This is a genomic window from Mesorhizobium sp. B3-1-6 (assembly GCF_006439555.1).
In the GTDB taxonomy this organism is placed as follows: Bacteria; Pseudomonadota; Alphaproteobacteria; order Rhizobiales; family Rhizobiaceae; genus Mesorhizobium.
Genome location: NZ_VFTM01000009.1, coordinates 62263 through 85472, shown reverse-complemented (window position 1 = coordinate 85472; position 23210 = coordinate 62263). Strand labels below are relative to the sequence as shown.

At 64.5% G+C, this 23210-nt stretch carries 20 protein-coding genes; 12 read left to right on the top strand and 8 right to left on the bottom strand.

Annotated features, from left to right (window positions below; translation table 11 throughout):
* Positions 1 to 32: 32 nt before the first annotated feature.
* Positions 33 to 1238, bottom strand: coding sequence for a multidrug effflux MFS transporter (locus tag FJ414_RS10300; RefSeq protein ID WP_140644161.1), 1206 nt, complete (start codon positions 1236 to 1238; stop codon positions 33 to 35).
* Between the two features lie 208 nt (positions 1239 to 1446).
* Between FJ414_RS10300 and FJ414_RS10295 the strand changes: the two genes are divergently transcribed.
* From FJ414_RS10295 to FJ414_RS10280, 4 genes are all read left to right on the top strand, one after another.
* Complete coding sequence (locus FJ414_RS10295; RefSeq protein ID WP_140644159.1) at positions 1447 to 2130, top strand: TetR/AcrR family transcriptional regulator; 684 nt, start codon at positions 1447 to 1449, stop codon at positions 2128 to 2130.
* Positions 2131 to 2246: 116 nt separating this feature from the next.
* Positions 2247 to 2777 (top strand): SspB family protein, encoded by a 531-nt coding sequence (locus tag FJ414_RS10290; RefSeq protein WP_140644157.1) that lies wholly within the window; start codon positions 2247 to 2249, stop codon positions 2775 to 2777.
* Positions 2778 to 2785: 8 nt separating this feature from the next.
* On the top strand, positions 2786 to 2983 hold the full coding sequence (locus FJ414_RS10285) for a DUF4169 family protein (RefSeq protein WP_140644155.1): 198 nt from the start codon (positions 2786 to 2788) through the stop codon (positions 2981 to 2983).
* A gap of 9 nt (positions 2984 to 2992) precedes the next feature.
* Entirely contained in the window at positions 2993 to 3220 is a 228-nt protein-coding gene (locus FJ414_RS10280) for a ribbon-helix-helix domain-containing protein (protein ID WP_140644153.1), read from the top strand.
* Here the strand turns inward: FJ414_RS10280 and FJ414_RS10275 are convergent.
* The gene (locus tag FJ414_RS10275) at positions 3217 to 5022 is read right to left on the bottom strand and encodes a chloride channel protein (protein ID WP_140644151.1); all 1806 of its coding nucleotides are present in this window, start codon (positions 5020 to 5022) and stop codon (positions 3217 to 3219) included. The two genes, FJ414_RS10280 and FJ414_RS10275, sit on opposite strands and share 4 nt — an antisense overlap.
* A gap of 170 nt (positions 5023 to 5192) precedes the next feature.
* Here FJ414_RS10275 and FJ414_RS10270 point away from each other — a divergent pair, with 170 nt between their 5' ends.
* The gene (locus tag FJ414_RS10270; RefSeq protein WP_140644149.1) at positions 5193 to 5621 is read left to right on the top strand and encodes a helix-turn-helix domain-containing protein; all 429 of its coding nucleotides are present in this window, start codon (positions 5193 to 5195) and stop codon (positions 5619 to 5621) included.
* A 37-nt stretch (positions 5622 to 5658) separates the two neighbouring features.
* Here FJ414_RS10270 and FJ414_RS10265 read toward each other — a convergent pair whose 3' ends face one another.
* Positions 5659 to 9606, bottom strand: coding sequence for an AsmA family protein (locus FJ414_RS10265; protein ID WP_140644147.1), 3948 nt, complete (start codon positions 9604 to 9606; stop codon positions 5659 to 5661).
* A 195-nt stretch (positions 9607 to 9801) separates the two neighbouring features.
* Here FJ414_RS10265 and FJ414_RS10260 point away from each other — a divergent pair, with 195 nt between their 5' ends.
* On the top strand, positions 9802 to 10770 hold the full coding sequence (locus FJ414_RS10260) for a Dyp-type peroxidase (protein ID WP_140644145.1): 969 nt from the start codon (positions 9802 to 9804) through the stop codon (positions 10768 to 10770).
* A 15-nt stretch (positions 10771 to 10785) separates the two neighbouring features.
* Here the strand turns inward: FJ414_RS10260 and FJ414_RS10255 are convergent, their stop codons facing one another.
* Entirely contained in the window at positions 10786 to 12201 is a 1416-nt protein-coding gene (locus FJ414_RS10255) for an FAD-linked oxidase C-terminal domain-containing protein (RefSeq protein ID WP_140644143.1), read from the bottom strand.
* 163 nt (positions 12202 to 12364) lie between these two features.
* Here FJ414_RS10255 and FJ414_RS10250 point away from each other — a divergent pair, with 163 nt between their 5' ends.
* On the top strand, positions 12365 to 12850 hold the full coding sequence (locus FJ414_RS10250; RefSeq protein ID WP_140644141.1) for a thioesterase family protein: 486 nt from the start codon (positions 12365 to 12367) through the stop codon (positions 12848 to 12850).
* A gap of 145 nt (positions 12851 to 12995) precedes the next feature.
* Positions 12996 to 13193 carry a hypothetical protein gene (locus tag FJ414_RS10245; RefSeq protein ID WP_027168755.1) on the top strand — a complete coding sequence of 66 codons (198 nt, stop codon included), beginning with the start codon at positions 12996 to 12998 and terminating at the stop codon, positions 13191 to 13193.
* Between the two features lie 46 nt (positions 13194 to 13239).
* Here the strand turns inward: FJ414_RS10245 and FJ414_RS10240 are convergent, their stop codons facing one another.
* Positions 13240 to 13716 (bottom strand): Lrp/AsnC family transcriptional regulator, encoded by a 477-nt coding sequence (locus tag FJ414_RS10240; protein ID WP_140644139.1) that lies wholly within the window; start codon positions 13714 to 13716, stop codon positions 13240 to 13242.
* 182 nt (positions 13717 to 13898) lie between these two features.
* Between FJ414_RS10240 and FJ414_RS10235 the strand changes: the two genes are divergently transcribed.
* Positions 13899 to 14738, top strand: coding sequence for a DMT family transporter (locus FJ414_RS10235; RefSeq protein ID WP_246672358.1), 840 nt, complete (start codon positions 13899 to 13901; stop codon positions 14736 to 14738).
* A gap of 277 nt (positions 14739 to 15015) precedes the next feature.
* Here the strand turns inward: FJ414_RS10235 and FJ414_RS10230 are convergent, their stop codons facing one another.
* Entirely contained in the window at positions 15016 to 15918 is a 903-nt protein-coding gene (locus tag FJ414_RS10230; RefSeq protein WP_140644135.1) for a dienelactone hydrolase family protein, read from the bottom strand.
* 231 nt (positions 15919 to 16149) lie between these two features.
* On the opposite strand from FJ414_RS10230, the gene FJ414_RS10225 reads away from it, so the two are divergent.
* Entirely contained in the window at positions 16150 to 16587 is a 438-nt protein-coding gene (locus tag FJ414_RS10225) for a hypothetical protein (RefSeq protein WP_140644133.1), read from the top strand.
* A 368-nt stretch (positions 16588 to 16955) separates the two neighbouring features.
* Here the strand turns inward: FJ414_RS10225 and FJ414_RS10215 are convergent, their stop codons facing one another.
* Entirely contained in the window at positions 16956 to 17156 is a 201-nt protein-coding gene (locus FJ414_RS10215) for a hypothetical protein (RefSeq protein ID WP_140644129.1), read from the bottom strand.
* 612 nt (positions 17157 to 17768) lie between these two features.
* A complete protein-coding gene (locus FJ414_RS10210; protein WP_140644127.1) occupies positions 17769 to 20084 on the bottom strand; it encodes a glucose/quinate/shikimate family membrane-bound PQQ-dependent dehydrogenase in 2316 nt (771 codons plus the stop codon).
* A 234-nt stretch (positions 20085 to 20318) separates the two neighbouring features.
* On the opposite strand from FJ414_RS10210, the gene FJ414_RS10205 reads away from it, so the two are divergent.
* Both FJ414_RS10205 and FJ414_RS10200 read left to right on the top strand, forming a co-directional pair.
* The gene (locus tag FJ414_RS10205) at positions 20319 to 21959 is read left to right on the top strand and encodes a helix-turn-helix transcriptional regulator (protein ID WP_140644345.1); all 1641 of its coding nucleotides are present in this window, start codon (positions 20319 to 20321) and stop codon (positions 21957 to 21959) included.
* Between the two features lie 148 nt (positions 21960 to 22107).
* Positions 22108 to 23181: an NAD(P)-binding domain-containing protein gene (locus FJ414_RS10200; RefSeq protein ID WP_140644125.1), complete on the top strand. Its 1074-nt coding sequence runs from the start codon at positions 22108 to 22110 to the stop codon at positions 23179 to 23181.
* Positions 23182 to 23210 lie beyond the last annotated feature (29 nt).

Below are 23210 nucleotides of genomic sequence, written 5' to 3'. Positions count from 1 at the left end.
TGCCCGGCCTTTTCTGTCTTGTCTGTGATTGCCTACTCCGCCGGCGCCTCGACCGCTTCGCGCGAGCGGCCGAGTGTCAGCTTGGCCAGCGTGAACGAAATCACCGCGCAGAGCGTTATGCCCGCCACCATCGGCAGCGGCGTGCCGTCGAAGAAGATGCCGGCGACGCCCATCGCCAGCGCGCCGATGGCGAAATGCAGCGTGCCCATCAGCGCCGAGGCCGTGCCGGCGATCTCGCCATGCTCTTCCATCGCCAGCACCGAGGTTGTCGGGATGACAAGGCCAAGGAAGCCGTAGCCGACGAAGAGCAGCGCGGCCATCACGTCGAGCCGGTCGACACCCGAGGCCATGATGGCGAACAGCGCCACCATGACCGTGGCATAGCCGGTGACCGCCACCCAGACGACGCGCTTCAAACCAAAACGGTCGGCCAGCATCCCGGTCAGCTGCGACATGCCGATGAAGGCGACCGCGTTGATCGAGAAGAACACGCTGTAGACCGACGGCGACAGGCCGTAATGGTCGATCAGGATGAAGGACGAGCTCGACAGATAGACGAAGAAGCTCGCAATGCCGAAGCCCGCGATCGCCACAAGGCCGAGGAAGTTGCGGTCGCCCATCAGGTAGCGGTAGCCGGCAAGCGCCGTGCCGAAGGACGAGCCGGCGCGCTCTTCGACCGGCCGCGTCTCCTTGAGCGAGGTGGCAAGCAGGATGGTGGCCAAAGCAGCGGCACCCGTCACCGTCCAGAACACGGCGCGCCAGCCGAAACTCTCGATGATCTGGCTGCCGGTCAGCGGCGCCAGGATCGGCGACACCGAGAACACCAGCATCAGAAGCGACATCAGCTTGGCGGCTTCATTGCCGGTGTGCAGGTCGCGCACGATGGCGCGCGGCACCGCCATGCCGGCGCTGGCGCCAAGACCCTGAAGGAAGCGGAAGGCGATCAGCCACTCGATGGTCGGCGCCATCGCCGAGCCGACGCCGCCGACCATGAACAGCGCAAGGCCGGCATAAAGCGGAGCCTTGCGGCCGACCATGTCGGAGATCGGTCCGACGACGATCTGCCCGAAGCCCATCGACAGGAAGAAGATCAGAAGGCTCATCTGCACGGCGGCTGTGCCGGCATGCAGATCCTGGCCGATCGAAGGCAGCGCGGGGAGATACATATCGATCGCAAACGGGCCGATCGCGGACAACAAGCCGAGCACGACCGCGATGCGGAGGAATTTTGGACTCATGGTAAGGCTCTTTTCGGATCTGGTTGCCGCCGCGAATATCGGCGTCTGAACCCAGGACGTTCCATCCCGCGGAAATCCGACACCTGAGAGCGAATTCATTCGTCACTAGAGCGAACTTGTTCGTCTCGGTAGCGCAGACTTCCCGTTATTGTGTCCACAAATTTAGACAGGCTTGTCCAATTCGTCAATCACCGCTATATAGATTTTCATGAAGCACGGCATTTCTCCTGACACTTTCCCGCCACGCAGCCATGAGGCCAAGCGGGTGTCGGTGGTGGAGGCTGCTGCTTCGGTTTTTTGTCGGGAAGGCTATGCCGGTGCCAATATCGACCTAATCGCGGCCGAGGCCGGCGTTTCACGCCAGACTGTCTACAACCATCACGGCGATAAGGAAAAGCTCTTCGTCGCCGTCGTGCGCGACCTGACGGAGCGCTGCAATGCCGGCATCTTCGCCACCATCGCCACCTTTCCCGACCAGCCTACGGACCTGGAAGCCGACCTGGTCGCCTTTGCGGTGCGCATGAACCGCAACTGCATCTGCAACCGCGACGGCCGTTTCCTGCGCAAGCTGATCCAGGCCGAAGGCGAGCGCTATCCGGAATTGTTTGCCGAATGGCGCGAACAAGGCCCGGGCCGCACCTGGTCGGCGCTTGCCGCGCGCTTCGCCCGGCTTGCCTTCGCCGGTCACCTGTCGATCGGCGACCCCGACGTCGCGGCGCGTCAGTTCCTCGCCCTCGTCAACGCCGAGCTTCAGATCACTTTCATGCTGGGCGGCTTACCAACCGAGGAAGAGGTGCTGCGCTCCGCCGCCAACGGTGTGCGGACCTTTCTCGGCGCCTTCGCCAGGAAGAAATTGCCGGCCGGCAAACAGGCGGCGCTCGTTCACGCCTGAGCGATCAAATCGCCGACGCCCCTCTTGGCCTCACGGCTTTGCGCCTATATGCGGTTTACGCCGCGCTCAAGCTTGATTACAGCTATGCGGACGATTCAACGGAACCCGACCATCAGATGGCCGACGACCACATCCGCTACGACATTCTGGCCCAGGAGGCTCTGCGCGGCGTCATGCGCAAGGTCCTGGCCGAAGTCGCGCGCACGGGCCTTCCGGGCAATCATCATTTCTTCATCACCTTCCTGACCGGCGCGCCGGGCGTGCGCATCTCGTCCAGGCTGCGCGAGCGCTATCCGGAGCAGATGACCATCGTCATCCAGTTCCAATATTGGGACCTGAAGGTGACGGATGCCGGCTTCGAGGTCGGACTTTCCTTCTCCGACGTGCCGGAAAAGCTCGAAATCCCTTTCTCCGCCGTGCGCGGCTTCTATGATCCGTCGGTCAATTTCGAGCTCGAATTCGACGTCAAGACGGAGAGCGCCGAAGACGAGGCCGCCGCTCCGGCGCCCGAGCCGGTCGCCGTCGTCCCCGAGAAGAAGCCGGAATCCAAAAAGAAGGCCGCCGAGGCCGAGAAGAAGCCGGCGGTCGCCGAGACCGGCGGCAAGGGCGCTGACGTCGTTTCGCTCGACGCGTTCCGCAAGAAGTAGCCAGCGCCATGGGCGAGGTCGTCAATCTCCGCCAGGCCCGCAAGCAGAAAGCGCGCATCGAGAAAGAACGTCAGGCCGGCGAGAACCGGGCGCTGCACGGCCGCTCGAAGACGGAGCGCGAGCGTCACCGGCTGGCATCGGAAAAGGCCGGGAAATTCCTGGCCGGCCATCGCCGGGAAAAACCCGACGACCCCGGCGAGCGCTGAGTACCTGCAATGGCCGCGGTCGAAAAACGTTCGGTAACGATCCGCGGTCACCGCACCAGCTTTTCGCTCGAACAGCCCTTCTATGACGACCTTATCGCCATCGCCGCGCAGCGTTCGCTGTCGCTCGCGGCGTTGGTCGCCGAGATCGACGAGACACGCACCCGCGACGCCAACCTGTCGTCGGCGCTGAGGCTCTATGTGCTGGCTTGGGCGAAACGCGGCGGCGCCGCGACCTAGACTGCCTCGTCACGGACACTTTGTTGCGTCTTGCGCCTTGCGCCGAAGCTGAGCAGGGCCGACCGGTCGCGCTCCTCCGCCTGCTTTTTCGACCTTACCCGCATCATGTCTTTCCAGCCGATATAGCCGACAAGCCGTTCATCGTCGCGTAAGACGACCGGCAGATGCGAGACGTTGGCGAGCAGAAGCTTGTCGGAAAGCGCCTCCAGATATTCGTCGGGATAAGCCAGCGTGATCTTGCTGCCGGCGAGCAATTCGCCGAGCGTCGTACTGCGATGCTTGCCGGCGCGCCGCCAGCGCAGGATCGCGGGCGGATCGATGACGCCGAGCACATGCCCCTCCCCGTTGACCACCGGGAAGCTCGGGTGCCGCGTGTCCGGCGCGGTCAGGAACGTTGCCGCGCCGTGCAGCGTCATCGTCGCCGGCACGCTCTCGACCTTGGTCGTCATCACTTCCTTGACCCTTGTCAAAGCGAAAGGGTCGACGCGGTATTCGCGCACGAGGTGATGCCCGCGGCGCGCCACTTTTTCGGTCAGGATCGAGCGCTTCATCAACAGCACGGTGACCGCGTGGGCGGTGGCGCAGGCCGCGATCAGCGGCACCAGGACATGCGTGTTGCCGGTGAGCTCGGTAGCGAAGAAAGTCGCGGTCAGCGGCGCGCGCATCGTGCCGCCCATGGTCGCGGCCATCGCCAGCAGCGGCCAGAAGCCGGGGCTTGCCTCGGGCAGGATGCCCGAGAGCACCGCACCCATCGCTCCGCCCATGATGAGCAGCGGCGCCAGCACGCCGCCCGAGGTCCCGGACCCCAGCGCAACCGACCAGATAACGGCCTTCACCACCAGAAGCAGCAGCGCGGCGGTCGCGACGGTGCGGCCGTCGAGCATATTGGCGATGTTGTCGTAGCCGACGCCAAGCGCGTGCGGTTCGATCAGGCCGCCGATGCCGACCACCAGGCCGCCGATCATCGGCCACCACATCCAGTGTATCGGCAGCTTCAGGAAGGCGTCCTCGCAGGCATAGACCAGTTGCGTCAGCAGGCCCGAAAGCAGCCCGGCGGCAATGCCCACCAGCACCCAGCCGCCCAATCCTGCAATCGATGAATCCATGCTGCCCGAGAACGGAAAGATCGGACCCGGCAGGTGCAGCAAGCTGCGTTCGACTTCCGCGACGATTGCCGCGACGGCGACAGGGATGAAGCTGCGCGGCGTCCACTCGAACAGGAGCAATTCGACGGCGAGCATGATGGCGGCGATCGGCGTGCCGAACACGGTCGTCATGCCGGCCGCGGCGCCCGCCACCAGCAGCGTCTTGCGCTCATTGTCGCTGACCGGCAGCATCTGCGCGATCAGCGAGCCGATGGCGCCGCCGGTCATGATGATCGGGCCTTCGGCGCCGAACGGTCCGCCCGAGCCGATCGAGATCGCCGAAGACAGCGGCTTCAGCACCGCGACCTTGGCGTCGAGCCGCGAGCGCCCGAGCAGGATCGCCTCGATGGCCTCGGGAATGCCGTGGCCGCGGATCTTCTCGCTGCCGAAGCGTGCCATCAGGCCGATGATCAGCGCGCCGATCACCGGGACGATCACGGCGGCATAGCCCAGCGGCGAGTCCTCGAGCTTGAGTTCGGCCAGCGAGAACTGGCCGAAATAGGCGATGTTGGTGGCAAGACGGATGAGCTGCAGGAGTACGATGCCGGCGAAGAGCCCAGCGGTCGCCACCACGACGGCGATGGCCGCGATCAGCAGAACACGCGGATCGGTCGTGAAGTCCCGGAGATTGCCGTTGCCGGCGTGAGCAGGTTTCATTCTGGGGCCTGAACTTTCTGGCGGCGCGAAGGCCGTCCGGTTTCAGGCGGCGTAATATCGTAATACGATATAAATCTGCAAGGCTGTTTTCAATCGCTGCACCGCGTCATTTTGGACAGGGATCGCGACGGCCAGTTGAGCTTTTGCGGGAAAAGACCATAAGTCGGGAAATGACGCCGCCGAAACCACGCCCCGCCATCAGCCAGGCCGACTACCAGCGGCTGTCGCAGTTTCGTTATCTGATCCGCCGCTTTCTCGAATTCAGCCAGGTCCAGGCCAACGAGGCGGGCCTCACGCCGCGCCAGCACCAGGCGCTGCTGGCGATCAAGGGATTTCCCGGCGGCGGACCGGTGACGGTGGGCGAGCTTGCCGAGCGGCTACGCATCCGCCACCACAGCGCGGTGGAACTGGTGAACCGCCTTGCCGAGGCAGGCCTGGTGATACGCGATCAGGACAAGAGCGATCACCGCCGCGTCTTGCTGCAGCTCACCCCTTTGGCCGACGATCGCCTGGCCGACTTGTCGGCCGCGCATCTCGACGAGCTTTCGCGCATCGAGCCGATGCTGCGGCGCCTGCTCTCGCGCCAGGAACAGTCCTAGGCGCGGTGGCTAATTCGCTACGTGTGCGACGCGAAGCTCAACCGCCGTCGAGCGACTTCAGCAGATTGTCGATCGTGAACGGGTTGGCCTTCGGCTTCGCCGGCGCTGAAGTCGAACCATCATTGACGCCGGGCAGCGCCCCCTCGGCCTTTGGCGTTTGCGCGGCCGCCTTGCGTGCTGCTTCCAGCTTCGCTTGCTCGGCCTTCTTGCGATCGGCCTGTGCCTTGGCCGCCTCGTCCGCGGCCCGCTGCTCGGCCTCGGCCTTCGCCTGTGCATCGGCCTTGGCCTTGGCGTCCGCTTCGGCCTGCGCCTTGGCGTCGGCTTCCGCCTTCACCCTGGCCTCTTCGTCGGCCTTGGCTTTTGCTTCAGCTTCAGCCTTTGCCTGCGCTTCAGCCTGTGCCTGCGCTTCCGCTTCGGCTTTCGCCCTGGCTTCCGCCTCGGCCTTCTGCCGCGCCTCTTCCTCTTGCCGGCGCAACTCTTCGGCCGCGTTGTCGCGCTCCGTCTGCAGCGAGGCGTAATAGCGCACTTCGCGCCGCAGCCGCTGCTTCTCCAAGAGCGCCGCCTGCATTGCCTCGACCCGCTGCTGTTCCTTCTCCAGCGCGCGCTGCGTCAGGAACTGCGCCAGCGGGCCGCTGTCGAACTGGGGCGCGGTCGCCCCAAGCGGACCGGCCAGGCTGAAATTGACGGCCGGTTCGGAACCGACCAGCGCCTCGTCGCCAGCGTGGTAGGTCAGCGCCCCTTTTGCCGTGACGGTGCTCGTGTTGAGATCGGCCGTCACGTCGGCGGACAAGGTCGCGCCGGGATTGTCGAGGCTGATTGGCGGCACCCGCAACGTGCCGTTGGCGACGGTGAAGGCCACATCGGTATCGCCGGCGGCGAAGCTGCCCTCCCCGGCGATCTGGGGCGCGAACTCCGCGGTTTTGGCCGTGTCGATGTCGCGTCCGATCGCGTCGGCCTTGGCGATCATGGCGGCAAAGCCGCCCGGATTGATGCCGTCCACTTTCAATCCCTTCAGCGCCGCTGTGCCGGATCCGGACAGGGCTGCAATCATGGCGTCGACGGATTTGCCGCTGGTCGACAGCGCCGTCGAAAGATCGCCGCTGCCGCCGATACCGGCGCCGGGCAGAACCGCGGAAAGATCGCTGCCGGCCAGCCTCATCTGGCCGGAGAACAGGCCGGTGCCCTCCGTGTTCTTCAGGTCGAACAGGCCGGTCAGGTCGCCGCCGTAGAGCTTCGCCTTGAGGTCGGAGACGTGGATGCCTTCGCGATCGAGCTTCAGCGAGAATGAAGCGTCATGCGCCGTGGCGAAGGGCCCGACGGCGAGCGCCGATGTGTTGAGATCGAGATCTGCGTTGAACGGCAGCGTCGACTTCTGGCTGAACGGCGTCGTCGGCCAGCCGCCCTTGGCGGGGGCGAAAGACTGGTCCCCGAACAGCGAGACCGCCAGCGGATCAAGGTCGAGCTCGTCGAGCACCAGCGCCCCGGCAAGATGCGGCAGCCCATCCTTGGCGTCGTCGATGTTGACGTCGCCGGAAACCGCCGCCTTGTTGATCGAACCGGTAAGACCGCTCAGCACCAGGAGCCCATTGCCGAAATCGGCATCGGCCGCCAGCGACGTTGCCGTCCCGGTTCCCATGCCGGGCAGGCCTACACCCGTCGTCATCAGCCACGGCTCGATATCGGCGGCATCGAGACTGACCTTGCCCTTGGCGGTCGGGCCTTGCGCCGTCGAGGCGACTGTTCCGTCGAAGCCTGCCCTGAAATCATCGGCCGTCAGGTTGAAGCTGGTCGCGAGACCGCCAGCAACCGAGCCCTTCGCCGAGACGTCGGTGTTGGCGTGGCCGAGCAAGCCGAGCGGCAGCGCAGGCAGGCCGTAAAGCGCAAGCAGCGTGGTGGCATTGTCGTTGCGGGCGTTGAAGGTGATCGACACCGGCGCCTCGGAGAGCTTGTCCACGGTCCCCTTGCCGGAAAGCGACGCCGAGAAGGCCGAGCCGCCGGCCTTGCCCTGGGCCGAGAGCGCCAAGCCCGTGGTGCCGTCGCCATTGTCGGCGGCACTGGTCAAGAGATCGATGCGCGCGTCCTGGAACAGTTCGGGATAGGCCGCCGCGCGGCTGGCCAGGCCTTTGAGCACGCCATTGTCGGGATAGTGCTGTGCGGCGACATCGATCAGCGGCTTGAGGTCCACCGCCACCACGGAAGCGTTGAGCTTGCCGGTCGGGCTCTGCGGGAAATCCTTGACCCGGCCCGTGGCGCTGATCGAGGCGCCGGCCAGGCCGCCGATCGACAGCCGATCGATCTCGAGCAGGCCCTCGCGCAGCCGCAGCGCCGTGTCGACGGTGTCGGCGCTGAGCCCGGCAGCGCTGACTGGACCCGCCTTGATCTGGAAATCGAGATCGCGATCCGAAAACCGGTTGGCGCCCTTGTCGCTGATGAAGATCGAGGCGAAGGCGGCGAGCCCGTCCAGGTCCATCTCGCCGCCCGTCAGCCGCATCAGCACCGACGGCCTGGCGCCATCCTGCTGGCTGGAATCGATGCTGCCCGCAAACTTCGCCTTGCCGAGGATGAGCTCGAGATCGCTGAAGGACTGCCGGCTCTCGCTGAGATCGACCTTGGCCTTGAAGCCTGCCGCGGGCAGCCGGCGGATCGCCTCGTCGACATCCTTCGATAGCCAGGCGGCAAAGCCGGACGGCTGCCCGACGGCGAGCAGCAACGAGCCGGTGAAGCCGAAGTGGTCTTCCACGCTCAACATGCCGTCGGCTTCGAGCGTCGTGCGGCCCGGCAGCGTCGCGGCGAGCGACTTGACCGACCAGCCCCCTTCGACCGGCTCGGCCGACAGCCGCACGTCGCGCACCGTCGTGTCGCCCGCCACCACCGCCGGCAGCCTGACCTCGACCGTGCCCGGTATGGTCGGCTTCGGCATGTGCTGCAGCGTCCGCTCGAATGCCGCGATGCGCTGGTCGAGCGTGAAGCCGGCGCCAGCGGTCCCGCCGCCGACGGCCTCGTCGAACTGCACCTGCGCGCCGCTGGCCTCGACCGAGAAATGCGGCTTCAGGCCGAGATCGACCGATGCCTTGCCGTCGGCGGTATAGGGATTGTCGAGCGGGCCGGTCTCGAAGCGGAACTCGTCGAAATTAAGCTTCTGGTGGTCGAGCGCGAACTTGCCGTTCAGCCGGAAGCCTGGGTCGGGCTTGCTGGTGCTGATCTTGACCGGCTGGCCCTCGTTGCCGCGCAGCTCGGCCGAATTCCTGTCGTCACCCGAAATCTTGAACTGGCCGGAATAGACCGCGGCGCCCTTGACGATGCCGGCATTGCCGTCGGTTTCGATGATCAGCGGATAGGCATCGGGATCCGCTTTCAACCTGAGCCGCATCTGGCCGTCCGGCTCCACCTTGCCGGTCGAAGCCGAGACGTCGGCGCGCAGGCCGTCGAAGCGCAGCGTTCCGTCCATGCGCCATGGGCCGGTGAGCGCCTTGGCCGAAATGGTCGAGTTGATCTCCGAGATCAGATGGCTGCGTCCGCCGGCGGCGTGGCGCAATTCGATCTGCCCTTCGGTTACCGACAGCTTCTCGATCGCGATCTGGCCTGGGTCGAAGGGCGTCGAGGGCCGGAGCGTCCAGTCGACGGTGCCGTCGCCGGCGACATTGATGGTGGCTTTCGGATGCACCAGCCGCATGTCGAAGATCAGCACCTCGCCGCGCAGGAATGGCGCGAGCTCGGCATCCATGGAGAAGGTCTCGACCGTCATCGCCGGCTGGCCTTCCGGCCCCCCCGCGACCTCGACATTGGAGAAGGTCACCGACGGAAACGGCAACAGCCGTGCCGTCGCGTCGCCCTTCACCGTCACCTTGCGGCCGAGAATGGCGCTCGCCTCGCGCTCGAAATCGCCCCGGTAACCCGTCCAGTCGATGAAATACGGCACCACCAGCGCCGCGCACAGCACCAGCACGAACAGGCCACCGAAGATCACGAACAGGCGGGCGAGCATCTGTTTCCCGGGTTGAAAGTCAGCCGCACTCTACCCGCATCCGCGTGTCGATAAAGAGGCAATTCAGCGTGCGACAGCCGCCAACGTCTCCAGTTGCGTGACCGCTCGCGGTCGCGATATCTCTTTTGCAAATCCCTGCCCTTCCGGCCGCGTCCTTGGCCGCCATGAATCTGAACCCAACATGGAGCGTCCCCGATGTCAGGCAAGAACTGGGATAGAGTGCCGATCGACGCGCAGAGCGTCGACGCGCCGCTGTCGCAAGCCGCGATTTTCCTGGTCGTCACGGTCGGCGGCGACAAGGCGGCGCTTTCGGCCGTCGCTTCAGTGCTGGGCGAACTCGACGACCTCGTCAAGAATGTCGGCTTCCGCGACCTGTCGGGCCGGCTGTCCTGCATCGCCGGCATCGGCGCCGGGCTCTGGAACCGCCTGTCGCCCAACCGGCGGCCGCGCGAGCTGAAACCCTTCGCGCCGATCGAGGGCTCGGCCCATTCGGCGCCCTCGACCCCCGGCGATCTGCTCTTCCATATCCGCGCCGAGCGGCCCGACATGTGCTTCGAGTTCGAGCGCATCCTGCTGAACAGTCTTGGTGCCAGCGTGATCGTTGCCGACGAGGTGTCCGGCTTTCGCTATTTCGACGCGCGCGATCTTCTCGGCTTTGTCGACGGCACCGCCAATCCGACCGGCCTCGACCTGCCCGCCTCCGCCTTGGTCGGCGACGAGGACGGCGACTTTGCCGGCGGCAGCTATGTCGTCGTGCAGAAGTACCTGCACGACATAGCCGCCTGGGGCAAAACGCCGACGCATGTCCAGGAAGAAATCATCGGCCGCACCAAGATCGACAACATCGAGATCGATGACGACGACAAGCCACGCAAGTCGCACAAGTCGCTGGCCACGATCGAGGACGACGCCGGCAACGAATACGACATCCTGCGCGACAACATGCCGTTCGGCCGTCCGGGGCAGAACGAGTTCGGAACCTATTTCATCGGTTACACGCGCTATCTGTGGGTGATCGAAAAAATGCTGCAGCGCATGTATGTCGGCGAACCGCCAGGCGCTTACGACCGGCTGCTCGACTTCTCGACGCCGCATACCGGCACGACCTTCTTCGCGCCGACGCGGCCCATGCTGCAGAAGCTGGTCGAGGGCGCGAGGGAATAGCCTCAGATCGGCAGGTTACCCCGCCGCCGGCAAGATCTTGCCCGGATTCATGATGTTGAGCGGATCGAGCGCCTGCTTTATCGTGCGCATGACATCGACGCCATGGCCGAGTTCGTGGCGCAGGAAGCCGACCTTGCCCTGGCCGATGCCGTGCTCGCCGGTGCAGGTGCCTTCCATGGCGATCGCGCGCATGTTGAGCCGGGCGACGAATTTCTCGGCGAGCGCGATCTCTTCAGGATTGTCGACATCCATCAGCACCAGTACATGGAAATTGCCGTCGCCGGCATGGCCGACGATCGGCGCGACAAGCCCCATCTCGGCAATGTCGGCCTCGGTTTCCGTGACGCATTCGGCAAGCCGCGAGATCGGCACGCAGACGTCGGTCGACAGCCCCTTGGCGCCGGGGCGCAGCGTCAGCGACGACCAGTAGGCGTCGTGCCGCGCCTTCCAGAGTTTTGTCCGCTCCTCCGCGACGCTGGTCCACAGGAACGGCCCCCCGCCATTCTCCTCGGCGATCATCCCGAACGTCTCGGCCTGTTCGGCAACGCCGGCGTCGCTGCCATGGAACTCGACGAACAGGCACGGGCTCTCCGGATAGTCGAGCTTCGAATAGTTCTTCATCGCCCGCATCTGCAGCGCGTTGACCAGTTCGATCCGCGCCACCGGGATGCCCATCTGGATCGTGGCTATCACCGTGTTGCAGGCGGCCTCCAGGCTGGGAAACGGGCAGACGCCGCCTGAGATCGCCTGCGGAATGCCCTGCAGTCTCAGCGTCAGCGAGGTGATGACGCCGAGCGTGCCTTCCGAGCCGACCAAAAGCCGCGTCAGGTCGTAGCCGGCCGAGCTCTTCTTCGCCCGCTTGCCGGTCGCCACCGTCTCGCCGTCGGCCATGACGGCGGTCAGCGACAGCACGTTTTCGCGCATGGTGCCGTAGCGCACCGCATTGGTGCCGGAAGCCCTCGTTGCCGCCATGCCGCCCAGCGACGCGTTGGCGCCGGGATCGATCGGGAAGAACAGGCCGGTGTCGCGCAGGTGCCTGTTGAGGTCCTCGCGCGTCACCCCGGGCTCGACGCTGCAGTCGAGATCCTGCGGATTGACGGCCAGGATCCGGTTCATGCGCGAGGTGTCGATGGAAATGCCGCCGCCCGGCGCGTTGGTGTGGCCCTCGAGCGAGGAGCCGACGCCGAAGGCGATGACCGGCACGCGGTGGGCGGCGCAGGCGCGTACGATCTCCTGCACGTCCGCGGCTGTCTCGACGAAAGCGACGCCGTCGGGCGCCTGGGTCGGGATATAGGTGGTGGTGTGCGCGTGCTGGCCGCGAATCGCCTCGCCGGTCTGGAAGCGCTCGCCGAAGCGCTGCTTGAGGATGCCGAGCACCGCGGCGATGCCTTCCTCGTTGCGTTCGACGGGGTTGAGGTCGCTCAAAGCCATGAATTCCTCCGCGAATGGACCAGCGGCCACCCTTGTTATGCAGCTATGGATGATGCCTAAAGCAATTCCGGGAAAAGTGTGAAGCGGTTTTCCGTCCGGAATTGCGCCACATGAACAGAACCTCACCAACCACGCTCTGTCCAGCGACGATCAAGGAAACCATATGACGATCCCCGCGCCCATCATTTCCCGCCCATTGGCGATCGAGAAGGACTGGATCGACTATAACGGCCATCTCAACATGGCCTTTTACAACGTGCTGTTCGATCGCGGCACCGACGAAGCGTTCGCAATGATGGGAGTGGACTCGAGCTATACCAAGGAGCGCCGCCTCAGCGTCTACACCGCGGAAGTCCATATCTGCTACGTACGCGAGTTGCATCTCCACGACACGGTCAAGGTATCGTTCCAGCTCATCGATCATGACGACAAGCGGTTGAGAACCTATCAGGAAATCCGCCATGTCGACGGCTGGCTTGCCGCCACGTCCGAAACGCTGTCGCTGCATGTCGACATGGAAGGACCGAAGGTCGCCCCCTTCCCCGCCGACGTGATGGCCAAGTTGGAGGCCGTGCGCGCCGCCCATGCGGCGCTGCCGATGCCCGAGCGCGCCGGCCGCTCGATCGGCATCAAGCGCAAGGGCGCTTGAAAACCCGCGCGCCCGCGTTAACCTTACCAAGGTTTTAACGTGAACAAGTCGGTTGAGTCCGTTGAACGACTCACCGGTGCGTTCGAAAACCGCCCTACCGGGTTTACGCGCGGGCGGCTGGCGGAATGCGGTGCGAGGACAGTGCATGAAAACCGACATCAAGGTCGAAGTGGAACGGTTGGCGGCCGATCCACGCATCACCGACTATGATTTCTGGCGATCGCTGAAGAACGTCAACAACGAGATCTTCCACATCGCCAACAACAACGAACCTATCCCGTTCGACATGATCCGCTGGCGCGCGATTCTGAAGCAGGCGCGCATGAAACGCGGCCACGCTTGATCCATCGTCGCTGCCTCATCATCGCTGCCCAGTCATAGCTGCCCAGTCATAGCGGCTTGAACCCGCCCAGCGGCGAGCGCGGCTCGACCGGTGACGACTGTATGATGGCGGTGTTGGTCATCGCATAGGGGATGATCCGGTCGATCACCCGCTCGAGCTCGCTTACAGAGCCGACATGGGCGAGCGCGATGAAGCAGTCCTCGCCAGTGACCCGGTCGCATTGCGCGATTTCCGGCAGCTCGCGGATGATGTCCGCCACCACCGAAAGTTGTCCCGGCACGGGCCTTATTCTCAGCCATGCCGACAGCTTCATGCCGAGAGCGGCCGGATTGATCCTGACCGTATAGGCCTCGATCACGCCGTTCTCCTGCAGCTTGCGGATGCGCTCCGCCACGCTCGGCGCCGACAGCCCGACCGCGCGCGCCAATTCCGCCATGCTGATGCGCGCGTCCTTTTCCAACAGACGCAGGACCTTCAGATCGATCGCGTCGAGGTCGACATTTTCACTTCGAAGGTTTTTCAAATCAAATCTCTTCCATCAGAAAGCGAAACCACGCACCTAGCCGTTCATTGCGCATGTATTCCGTGAATTTTGCCTGCGATAATGCTCTTATGAAAGTTCAAACGCAAATTCCGGCTGCAAAGCAGGCCAGCGGTGATATCGATACACGCCCCGCCCTCGCCGGCCCCACCACACTTGCTGGAATGGCCAACGCGTTGCCGCCGCATGTCTGGTTCTGCGTCAGCGCCGTGTTCCATTATCTAGGCCCGGCCTTCGCGGTGCTGCTTTTCGCTCAGGTCGGCGTCCTCGGCATGGCTTGGCTGCGCATCGCCACCGCCACTGTCATCTTCGCCCCGCTGACAAGGCCCTGGCGCGTCTTCGCCCGCGCGGACCGCGCTCAGCGGCTGCTGCTGCTGGCCTTCGGCATCTGCCTGGCGGTGATGAACTGCTCGTTCTATCTGGCGCTCGACCGCCTGCCGATCTCGCTGGTGGCGGCGATCGAATTCGTCGGCACGATCGCGGTCGCGCTGGTCGGCCTGCGCAGCCCGCGCAACTTTGCTGCGCTCGCCGTTGCCGTTGTCGGCACCTTGCTGCTCATCGACGTGAAATGGTCCAGCGATCCGGTCGGCTTGTTCTGGGCCTTTTTGAATGGTGCCCTCTTCGTCGGCTACATCGTGATCGGTCACCGCGTCGCCCAGGCAGGCATCGGCATCGCCGGCCTCGGCACCGCCATGGCAGTCGCTTTCCTCATCGTGTTGCCCATCGGCTTTCGCGAGGCGCTGCCTGCCTTCTCGTCGCCGCAACTCCTCGTCGCCGCGATCGGCGTCGGCGTCTGCTCCTCGGTCATCCCCTACATCTGCGACCAGTTCGCCATGGCGCGGTTGCCGCGCGCGAGCTTCGCATTGATGCTCTCGCTCCTGCCGCTCACGGCAACGCTGATCGGCGTCGTCGTGCTGCGCCAGGTGCCCAGCGTCACCGACTGCATCGGCATTGCGCTGGTCATCGCCGGCGTCGCCTTCCACAAGCCGGCGGCAAACGCCTAGTGGCACTGCGCAGGGATTTTGACCGGTCGGCTCTGTTTGCGTTGTCGGCAGGCGACATGCCTCGGAGATTGGCCGAAACGCCCATCACGATCGTCATTCTAGGGCGGAGCAGGAGCGAAGCGACGCGGCGCAGACCATAGAATGACGAGGTTGGGCGGCTTCAACCAATCCCTGGCGCCGTTTCCGTGAGACAGTGAAACGCCCTGGTTCCCCGACACAGGGATTTTGAAAGGTTGCCGTTTGTCACTCTTCCTGGAAATTGCTCTGGACCGCTCGGCTAGGCCAGCTTCTCCTTCAGGAAAGCGATCGTCCTCCCCCAGGCGAGATCGGCGGCCTTCTTGTCGTAGCGCGCGGCCGAGGTGTCGTTGTTGAAGGCGTGATTGGCGCCGTCATAGACATAGACGGTGTATTCGACATGCGCGGCGTCGAGCGCCTTCTTGTAGGCGTCGATGCCGGCATTGGTCCTGTTGTCCAGCCCGGCATAATGCAGAAGCAGGGGCGCCTTGATCTTCGCGGCGTCCTCGGCCTTGGGCTGCATGCCGTAATAGGCGACGCCGGCGCTGAGGTCCGGCGCATGGACGGCAAGTTGGTTGACCGCGCCGCCGCCCCAGCAGAAGCCGACCGCCCCGACCTTGCCGTTGCCGTCCTTGAGGCCCTTGAGGTAGGCGATCGTCGCCACGCCGTCGGCCGCGACCTGGGCAGCGTCGAGCTTGGTGAACATGTCGCGCGCCTTGTCCTCGTCGGACGGCGTACCGCCGAGCGGCGACAGAAAATCCGGCGCCAGCGCGACGAACCCTTCCAGCGCCACGCGCCGGGCGACGTCGCGGATATGTGCGTTGAGACCCCTGTTCTCGTGGATGACGATGACGGTGCCGAGCTTGCCCGACTGATCCGCCGGCTTGACCAGATAGGCTTTCATCTCGCCGCTTGAGCCGGGATAGGTGACGTCCCCGCCCTTAACGCGGCTGTCGTCCTCGGCGACGATCGCGGCCTGGGCGGAATTGGCCGCCAGCATCGGCGCGATCGCAGCCGCCGCGGCGCCCGAGCCCGCCAGCTTGGTCAACTGCTCCATGAAGCGGCGGCGGTCGAGCGTCAGATGCGTGTATTCGTCATAGGCATCGATCATCGCCTGACTGATGACAGGCTGAGTGATGACGGGCTTGGCAACGGGTTCGGTCATGGCTGTCCTCGACGATTGGCGGGTGATCCGCAACATAGGGTCGAGAATTGCACGGTCCAGTCACGCCCGGGTGATGATCCCTTGGGGGGATCTTAGTAGAGCCGCTGCGCCGGCAAGCAGCTTGATTCATCACATTTTGGTCATTTCTGAAAGTCTTGATGGTGCTGTCACATTAGGACACGAAGTTGGCCGAGCCGCCTCGCCGATACGAATGACGAAAAGGGGAATGCCATGAACGCCCAGGACATCATCAACACCGTTTCCTCGAAGGCCGGCCTCGACGAGCCGACCACCGAGAAGGTTGTCGGCACCATCTTTTCCGTGCTGGAGCACGAAGCGGACGGCACCAGCGTTTCGTCCTTCTTCGACCAGATCCCCGGCGCCGGTGCGCTGGCGCAGAGATACGACGTGATGGCCGCCGGCGCGACGGCCAATTCGGGCGGCGGACTTCTGTCGTCGCTGCAGGGCGCGCTTGGCGGCGTGCTCGGCGAAAAAGCCGGTGCGCTGATCAGCGGCGTCGCCGTGCTCAAGGCATCCGGCCTCGACATGGCGCAGATCCGGCAGGCCGGCGAAACCTTGATCAAGCAGGCCGAAGCCGCCGCCGGCCCGGACCTGACCAACCAGGTGCTGGACCAGGTGCCGAGCCTGAGGGGCCATCTCGGGCTTTGAAGCGTTCCGAACAGGTCTTGAGCGGCTCGGCCATTCGACGGCGGGGCCGATCCGCTTTCTGACGACCGAAGGCGTCCCACCGGCGAAGCCGCTTAGTCCGCCTCATGGGGAACAAGATAGTTCGTAGTTTCTGTGCCTCGGGTGATTGTTAGGGCGGAATATCCAGGCGGCAGCGAATCGGTGAACGTAGCGTCAACCTCCCTGCACTGGCCAATAATTTCGCCGACAGGGGACTTAGCCAAACGATCCGCCAAGGCCGCTCTGCATTTATCGACCGAGTAGATTTGAGGCGCGATTTCGAGCGGCCGACAAGCCCACTCCGGACTGCACGAAAGCAAAACCATTATCGCTGACGCCTCCGGTCCCATTTAGCATTTTCCTGAGCACTCATCCGACGTGACAAAGGACAGTGCGATCAGGTCATCGACGTCGATGCCGCCGCGACCATTGTCCAAAATGTGGGCGACCTTCTGAAATGCGACCATATCATCCACGCTGACGTTGGCCGTCTGCATCCTCTCATGCAGACCCGCCACCTTGGCTTCCAGGGATCTGGAAGTTTCGATCATGGTTTGCCTCCGTTAGTATGTGTGCCAGACGTCAATTTGGTCTTGCAATCATCGCAGCTGAAGATGCTTACCGCCTTGACCCATGAACCGGTTTTGATGATCGGCGAGTGGCGGCTAGGGCACTCGTAACGGATCTCACGTCTCGCAACTCATTGGAAATCGACACCGTCCACCTCTTGCTCCCTCAACGGATGCCCGCCATCCTGCTGGGGTGACGGGCATCCATAAACTGGCGATGAAGGGACTCATGGCCGCCAGTCGGGGACACAATGAGATAGCGGGCTATATGTTTCGTCCTTGGGACCAATGCTTGTGATGTGCGACTTCAGTCGGAACCGATAGCGGACTGGGGACTTGCGCCAGGAACGAACCAACCGACCCTCCGTTGACCGACTGCCGGAAGCTCCCGCGACGGCGGTTGAGCACGAGCAGAGGCTCCAGCGCTGGCGGGTTACGCGCTGGAGCCGTCTTAAAAGGTTGGAGCGAGAAAATGGAAGACTATCGGAACAGTGTCCTGGAGGCTCGTTGGCTTCTCGCCGTACCCGTGTCGCTTCTCCTGACCGTCCTGCTGGCGGGCTTCTTGCTTTCGTAGCAGACCGGCCTCACCCGCACCTATTTCGGCAGCGTATAGGCCATCACGTAATCGCCCGGTTTGGTGCCGACCGAGCCGTGACCGCCGGCGACGATGACGACGAACTGGCGGCCATCGGCCACCGTATAGGTCATCGGCGTCGACTGGCCGCCGGCCGGCAGCCTCGCCTGCCAGAGCTGCCTGCCGGTGGTGAGATCATAGGCGCGCAGATAATCGTCGACCGCGGCGCCCAGGAAAGCGACGCCGCCCGCCGTGATCATCGGTCCGCCTATGCCCGGCACGCCGACCTTCAGCGGCAAAGGCAGCGGCGTCATGTCGTAGACGGTGCCGTTGCGGTGCTTGTAGGCGATGTTTCCCGTCTTGAGGTCGACGCCGGCGACATAGCCCCAGGGCGGCGCCTGGCAGGGAATGCTGAGCGGCGACAGGAACGGTCCCATCACCACCGCGTAAGGCGCGCCGTCGTTGCGGTTCAGCCCCTGCTCGCTGCCCTTGGTGTTGTCGCCCGGCGCCGGCACGTCCGCGCGCGGAATGAGCTTCGAGGTGAAGGCGAGGTAGGTCGGCATGCCGAACATCACCTGCCGCACCGGATCGACCGCGACGCCGCCCCAGTTGAAGACGCCGAAATTGCCGGGATAGATCAGCGAGCCCTGCAGCGAGGGCGGCGTGTAGCGTCCCTCATAGCGCAGCTTCTTCAACTCGATCCGGCACGCCAGCTGGTCGAACATGGTGATACCCCACATGTCGGCGCCGGTCAGCGGCTTCGGATTGAATGAAAGGTCCGACGCCGGCTGCGTCGGCGAGGCATGATCGCCCTCGATCGCGCCGCCGGGCGCGGGCACTTCCTTAACTGGAATGATCGGCTCGCCCGTGCGCCGGTCGAGCACGTAGAGATCGCCCTGCTTGGTCGGCCCGACCAGCGCCGGCACCACGCCGTTCGCCGTGGTGATGTCGACCAGCGACGGCTGTGCCGGCACGTCCATGTCCCACAGATCGTGATGCACGGTCTGCCGCACCCAGCGCAATTGTCCGGTGTTGAGGTCGAGCGCGGTGATCGAGGACGAGAATTTCTCGACATTGGCGCTGCGGCCCATGCCGAGCTGGTCCGGCGTCTGGTTGCCGAGCGGCACGTAGAGCAGCCCGAGTTTCTCGTCGGCGCTCGCGGTCGACCACATGTTGGGAGAGTTGTGGGTGTAGGTTTGCCCGGCGGGCAGCGGCGTCGTCACATCCGGATTGCCGGAATCCCAGTTCCACAGCAGCGCGCCGGTATCGACGTCGAAGGCGCGGATGACACCGGACGGCTCCTCGGTCGAGTAATTGTCGTTGACCGCGCCGCCGACGATGATCTTTCCGGCGACGATCAGCGGCGCCGACGTCGAATAGTAATAGCCCGACTTCGGATAGGGCATGTTGGCCATCAGGTTCAACGTGCCCCCCTCGGCGAAGGACGGACACACCTGCCCGTTGGCGGCGTCCAGCGCGATCAGCCTCGCGTCGGAAGTCGGCAGATAGATGCGCGCGGCGCAAGGCTGGCCGGCGGCGATCTTGGCGTCGGCATAATAGGACACGCCGCGGCATGTCTGGTGCTGGCGGTCGGGGTCGAGCTTGATCTTCGGGTCGTAGCGCCACTTCTCCTTGCCGCTCGCGGCATCGATGGCGATGGCGAAATTATGCGGCGTGCAGATGAACAGCGCGTCGCCGATCTTCAGCGGCGTCACCTGGTAGGTCGTCTCGCCGATATCGTCGGGGCCTTTCACGTCGCCGGTTCGATAGGTCCAGGCCGGCCGCAATTTCGCGACATTGTCAGGCGTGATCTGGTCGAGCGGCGAATAGCGCTGGCCGAAGGGCGTGCGGCCGTAGAAGCGCCACTCGCCGGCCGGCATGTCGCCGCCGAGATTGGCCGCCGCCGCCACCTTCTCGGTGCCCAGCGTGCCGCCGGTATCCTTGGGATCGGCGGTCATCGAATAACCGGCGACCGCGAGCGAGGCGAGCACGGCCAGGATCAGCGGCGCGCGTCCGTCCGGCCCCCGCAGGCCTCGCCTTGCCCATGGCGTCAGCAACCACAGGGCGATGAGCACGATGACACCGCCGCGCGGACCGAGCTGCCACCAGTCGAAGCCGATTTCCCAGACCGCCCAGCACAATGTGGCGAGCACGAACAGCGCGTAGAGCCAAAGCGAGGTCGACCTGCGCCTGAACAGCAGCCAGGCGGTGATCAGGAAGACCAGGCCGGCGATCAGGTAATACCAACTGCCGCCCAGCGCGATGAGCCAGATGCCGCCGCCGCCAAGAATGAGACCGATGAGGAAGAGGACAAGGGAGGTGATGGTGGTGGCCACGAAAGACTCCCGCAGTTATGCGCAGCAGAAAGATCCCCGCTACAAACCTGGAACCAGTATGCTTCCGATTCTCTTCTGCAGCGGCAGTTTCGGTTGGCCCGTGCGCCGTGTCAATTCATGGCGCCGGTCCTCCCACTGCGCAATCGGCGTTTCGATCCCGCTGGCCGGTGCGTGAGCGCGTGCGCATGCCGGACGGTCTTCCGGAAATCCGTCGGCCGGTGCTATGTCTTGTCGATGGACAGCGTTGCCACAATGCTCCGACGCGCCCGCGACGCCTATGAGAAGCGGGCTTGGGCGGATGCGCTGGAGTTACTGCGGGCCACGGACGAAGTCACCGCTTTGGGAACAGACGATCTGGAGCGCATGTTCTGGTCGGCTGGAATGCTTGACCGCGATCCCGATATCGTTGCCGCAGCCGAACGCCTGGTCAAAGCGCACAGCGATGCGGGCCGTGACGACAGAGCGGCATATTGGGCCTGCTTCCATGGCTCCCGGCTTCTGGCATTGGGCGAGCAGGGCCGCGCAACCGCATGGCTGCAGCGGGCGCAGCGCCTTGTGGAGAGCTTTGGTCGCGAATGCTCGACACAAGGCTATCTGGCTTTGCTGGCGGCGCAGAAAGATCTCAGGGCAGGCAGTGATGAAACATCCGCTGCGCATGCAAGGCAGGCGCTTGCGATAGGCGAGCGCTGTCGCGATATCGACCTGGTCGCTTTCGCCAGGTGCGTTCTCGGTCGCGCGCTGGTACGGCAAGGGCGCGTCGAGGAAGGCATCGCCTCTCTGGATGAAGCCATGTTGCCCGTCATCGGAGGCGAGCTCTCGCCGGTAGTCACCGGGCTGGTCTATTGCAATCTCATCGCCGAGTGCCGCCAGGTCTATGCGCTCGATCGCTCCCGCGAATGGACGGATGCGCTGTCGGCCTGGTGCGGAGCGCAGCCGCAACTGGTTCAATTCAACGGTGCCTGCATGCTGCACCGGGCAGAGATCATGGAAATGAACGGCAATTGGCCGGAGGCGATCGCGGAGTCGCGCCGTGCGGCATCTTCTCCTGTTGCCAAGGCGGCTCGCGACAACACGATCGCGGGCGCCGCCTATCAAGAAGCCGAAATCCACCGCCTGCGCGGCGAATTCGCCGCCGCCGAGGAGATGTACCGGAATGCCAGCCGGCTAGGACTCGAGCCGCAGCCGGGCATGGCCTTGCTGCGCCTGATGCAAGGCCGCACGGAGCAGGCGGCCGCGACCCTGCGCCGTGTGCTCGCCACCACCGAAGCACCGCTCAGCCGTGCCCGCCTGCTTCCGGCGATGATCGAAATTGCAATCGCCGCCGGGGCGATCGAGGAGGCCCGCAACGCCTGCCGTGAGCTGGAAGCGACCGCCAGCCGGTTCGCGACCGAGATACTGGGTGCGATCGCATCTCAGGCAAGAGGCGAAATCGAAATGCACGACGGCAACGCCGCGGCTGCGCTCGGTCACTTCCGCGCGGCGCTCGCGATCTGGCAACGCGCCGGCGCTCCCTATCTGGAGGCGCGGCTGCGCGTGCTGGCCGGCCAGGCCTGCCGTATGCTCGCGGACGAGGATGGCGCGGGACTCGAATTCGACGCCGCGCGTTCGGTTTTTGTGGAACTCGGCGCCGCGCCTGATCTCGATCGCCTTAACGCATTGGCCAGGCCCGTCACGCCATCGGCGCACGGCCTGACGCGGCGCGAGATAGAGGTGCTGACCCATATCACCACCGGCAAGACAAACAGGACGATAGCGGTCGAACTTGGCCTCAGCGAAAAGACCGTCGACCGTCACGTTTCCAACATCTTCGACAAGCTCGCGGTCAACTCGCGCGCCGCAGCGACCGCCTACGCCTTCCAGCACGGCCTGCTCTAACGCATATCGTCCAAATTGCGCAGCGTTTTGGGGCAACGACAAGTATCGAAACAAAGACTTGGAGCGTCGCCCGAATCCGCTCGTCGCGGCGCGCTTTAGGCACTGCTAGCCCCATGGGGAGAAATCCCCATCATCTTTCCTTTGCCGCATGGGGCCTATCCCCGTCGGCGCAGGCCAGAGCGGCCTTTCCGTCGGTTACTATCTGGCCCGCAAGGGGATAAAGTTCGTCATCCTGGAAGCTCGCCAGCGCGTCGGGGATATTTGGCGCGCGCGATGGGATTCGCTGCGCCTTTTCACGCCGGCGCGCTTCGACGGACTGGCGGGCATGCGTTTCCCGGCCCCGGCCCATTCCTTCCCGACCAAGGATGAAATGGCCGATTATCTGGAAGCCTATGCCGAGAAATTCGCCTTGCCGGTACGCACGGGCGCCAAGGTTGACGAGGTTAATCGCCACGGCGGGCGTTATGTCGTCACCGCCGGCGCGAGCCGTTTCACCGCCGATCATGTCGTCTTTGCCGCCGCGAGCTACCAGAAGCCGAAGCTTCCGGATTTCGCCGCGCTGCTTGATCCCGCGATACGGCAATTCCACTCATCCGCCTACCAAAACCCGTCGCAGCTCAGGCCGGGCGGGGTACTTCTGGTCGGGGCCAGCAATTCAGGTGCGGAGATTGCCATGGACCTGGCCGGCACGCACCGCGTCTGGCTGGCCGGCCGGCATCCAGGCCACATTCCCGTGGCCTACAACGGCACCATCGCTCTCCGTGTGGTGATACCGTTCGTTTTCCGCGTCCTTCTCCACCGTCTGCTTTCCGTGGATACGCCGATCGGGCGCAGGGTAAGACCAGCACATCTCGTCCATGGCCTTCCGCTGATCCGGGTAAAGCCGCAACACATGGACGCGGCCCAGATAAACCGGGTTGCGCGCGTCGCCACCGTCAAGGACGGTAAGCCGGTGCTCGAGACCGGCGAGGCTCTCGAGGTCGAGAACGTAATCTGGTGCACCGGCTTCCGGCCCGGACTGGATTGGATCAAGCTGCCGATTTTTGATGAAAGCGGCCGGCCGGGGCAATATCGCGGGTCCGTTACCGGCGAACCTGGGCTCTATGTCTGCGGCCTGCCATTCCAGCACTCCCCCTCCTCGACAATGATCCACGGCGCGGAAAGGGACGCCGGCTACGTGGCGGATGCGATCAGCGAGCGGATGCGGATCGCCAAAAACTAGAACAAAACGTAGACAGTTCTGGTCTTTCG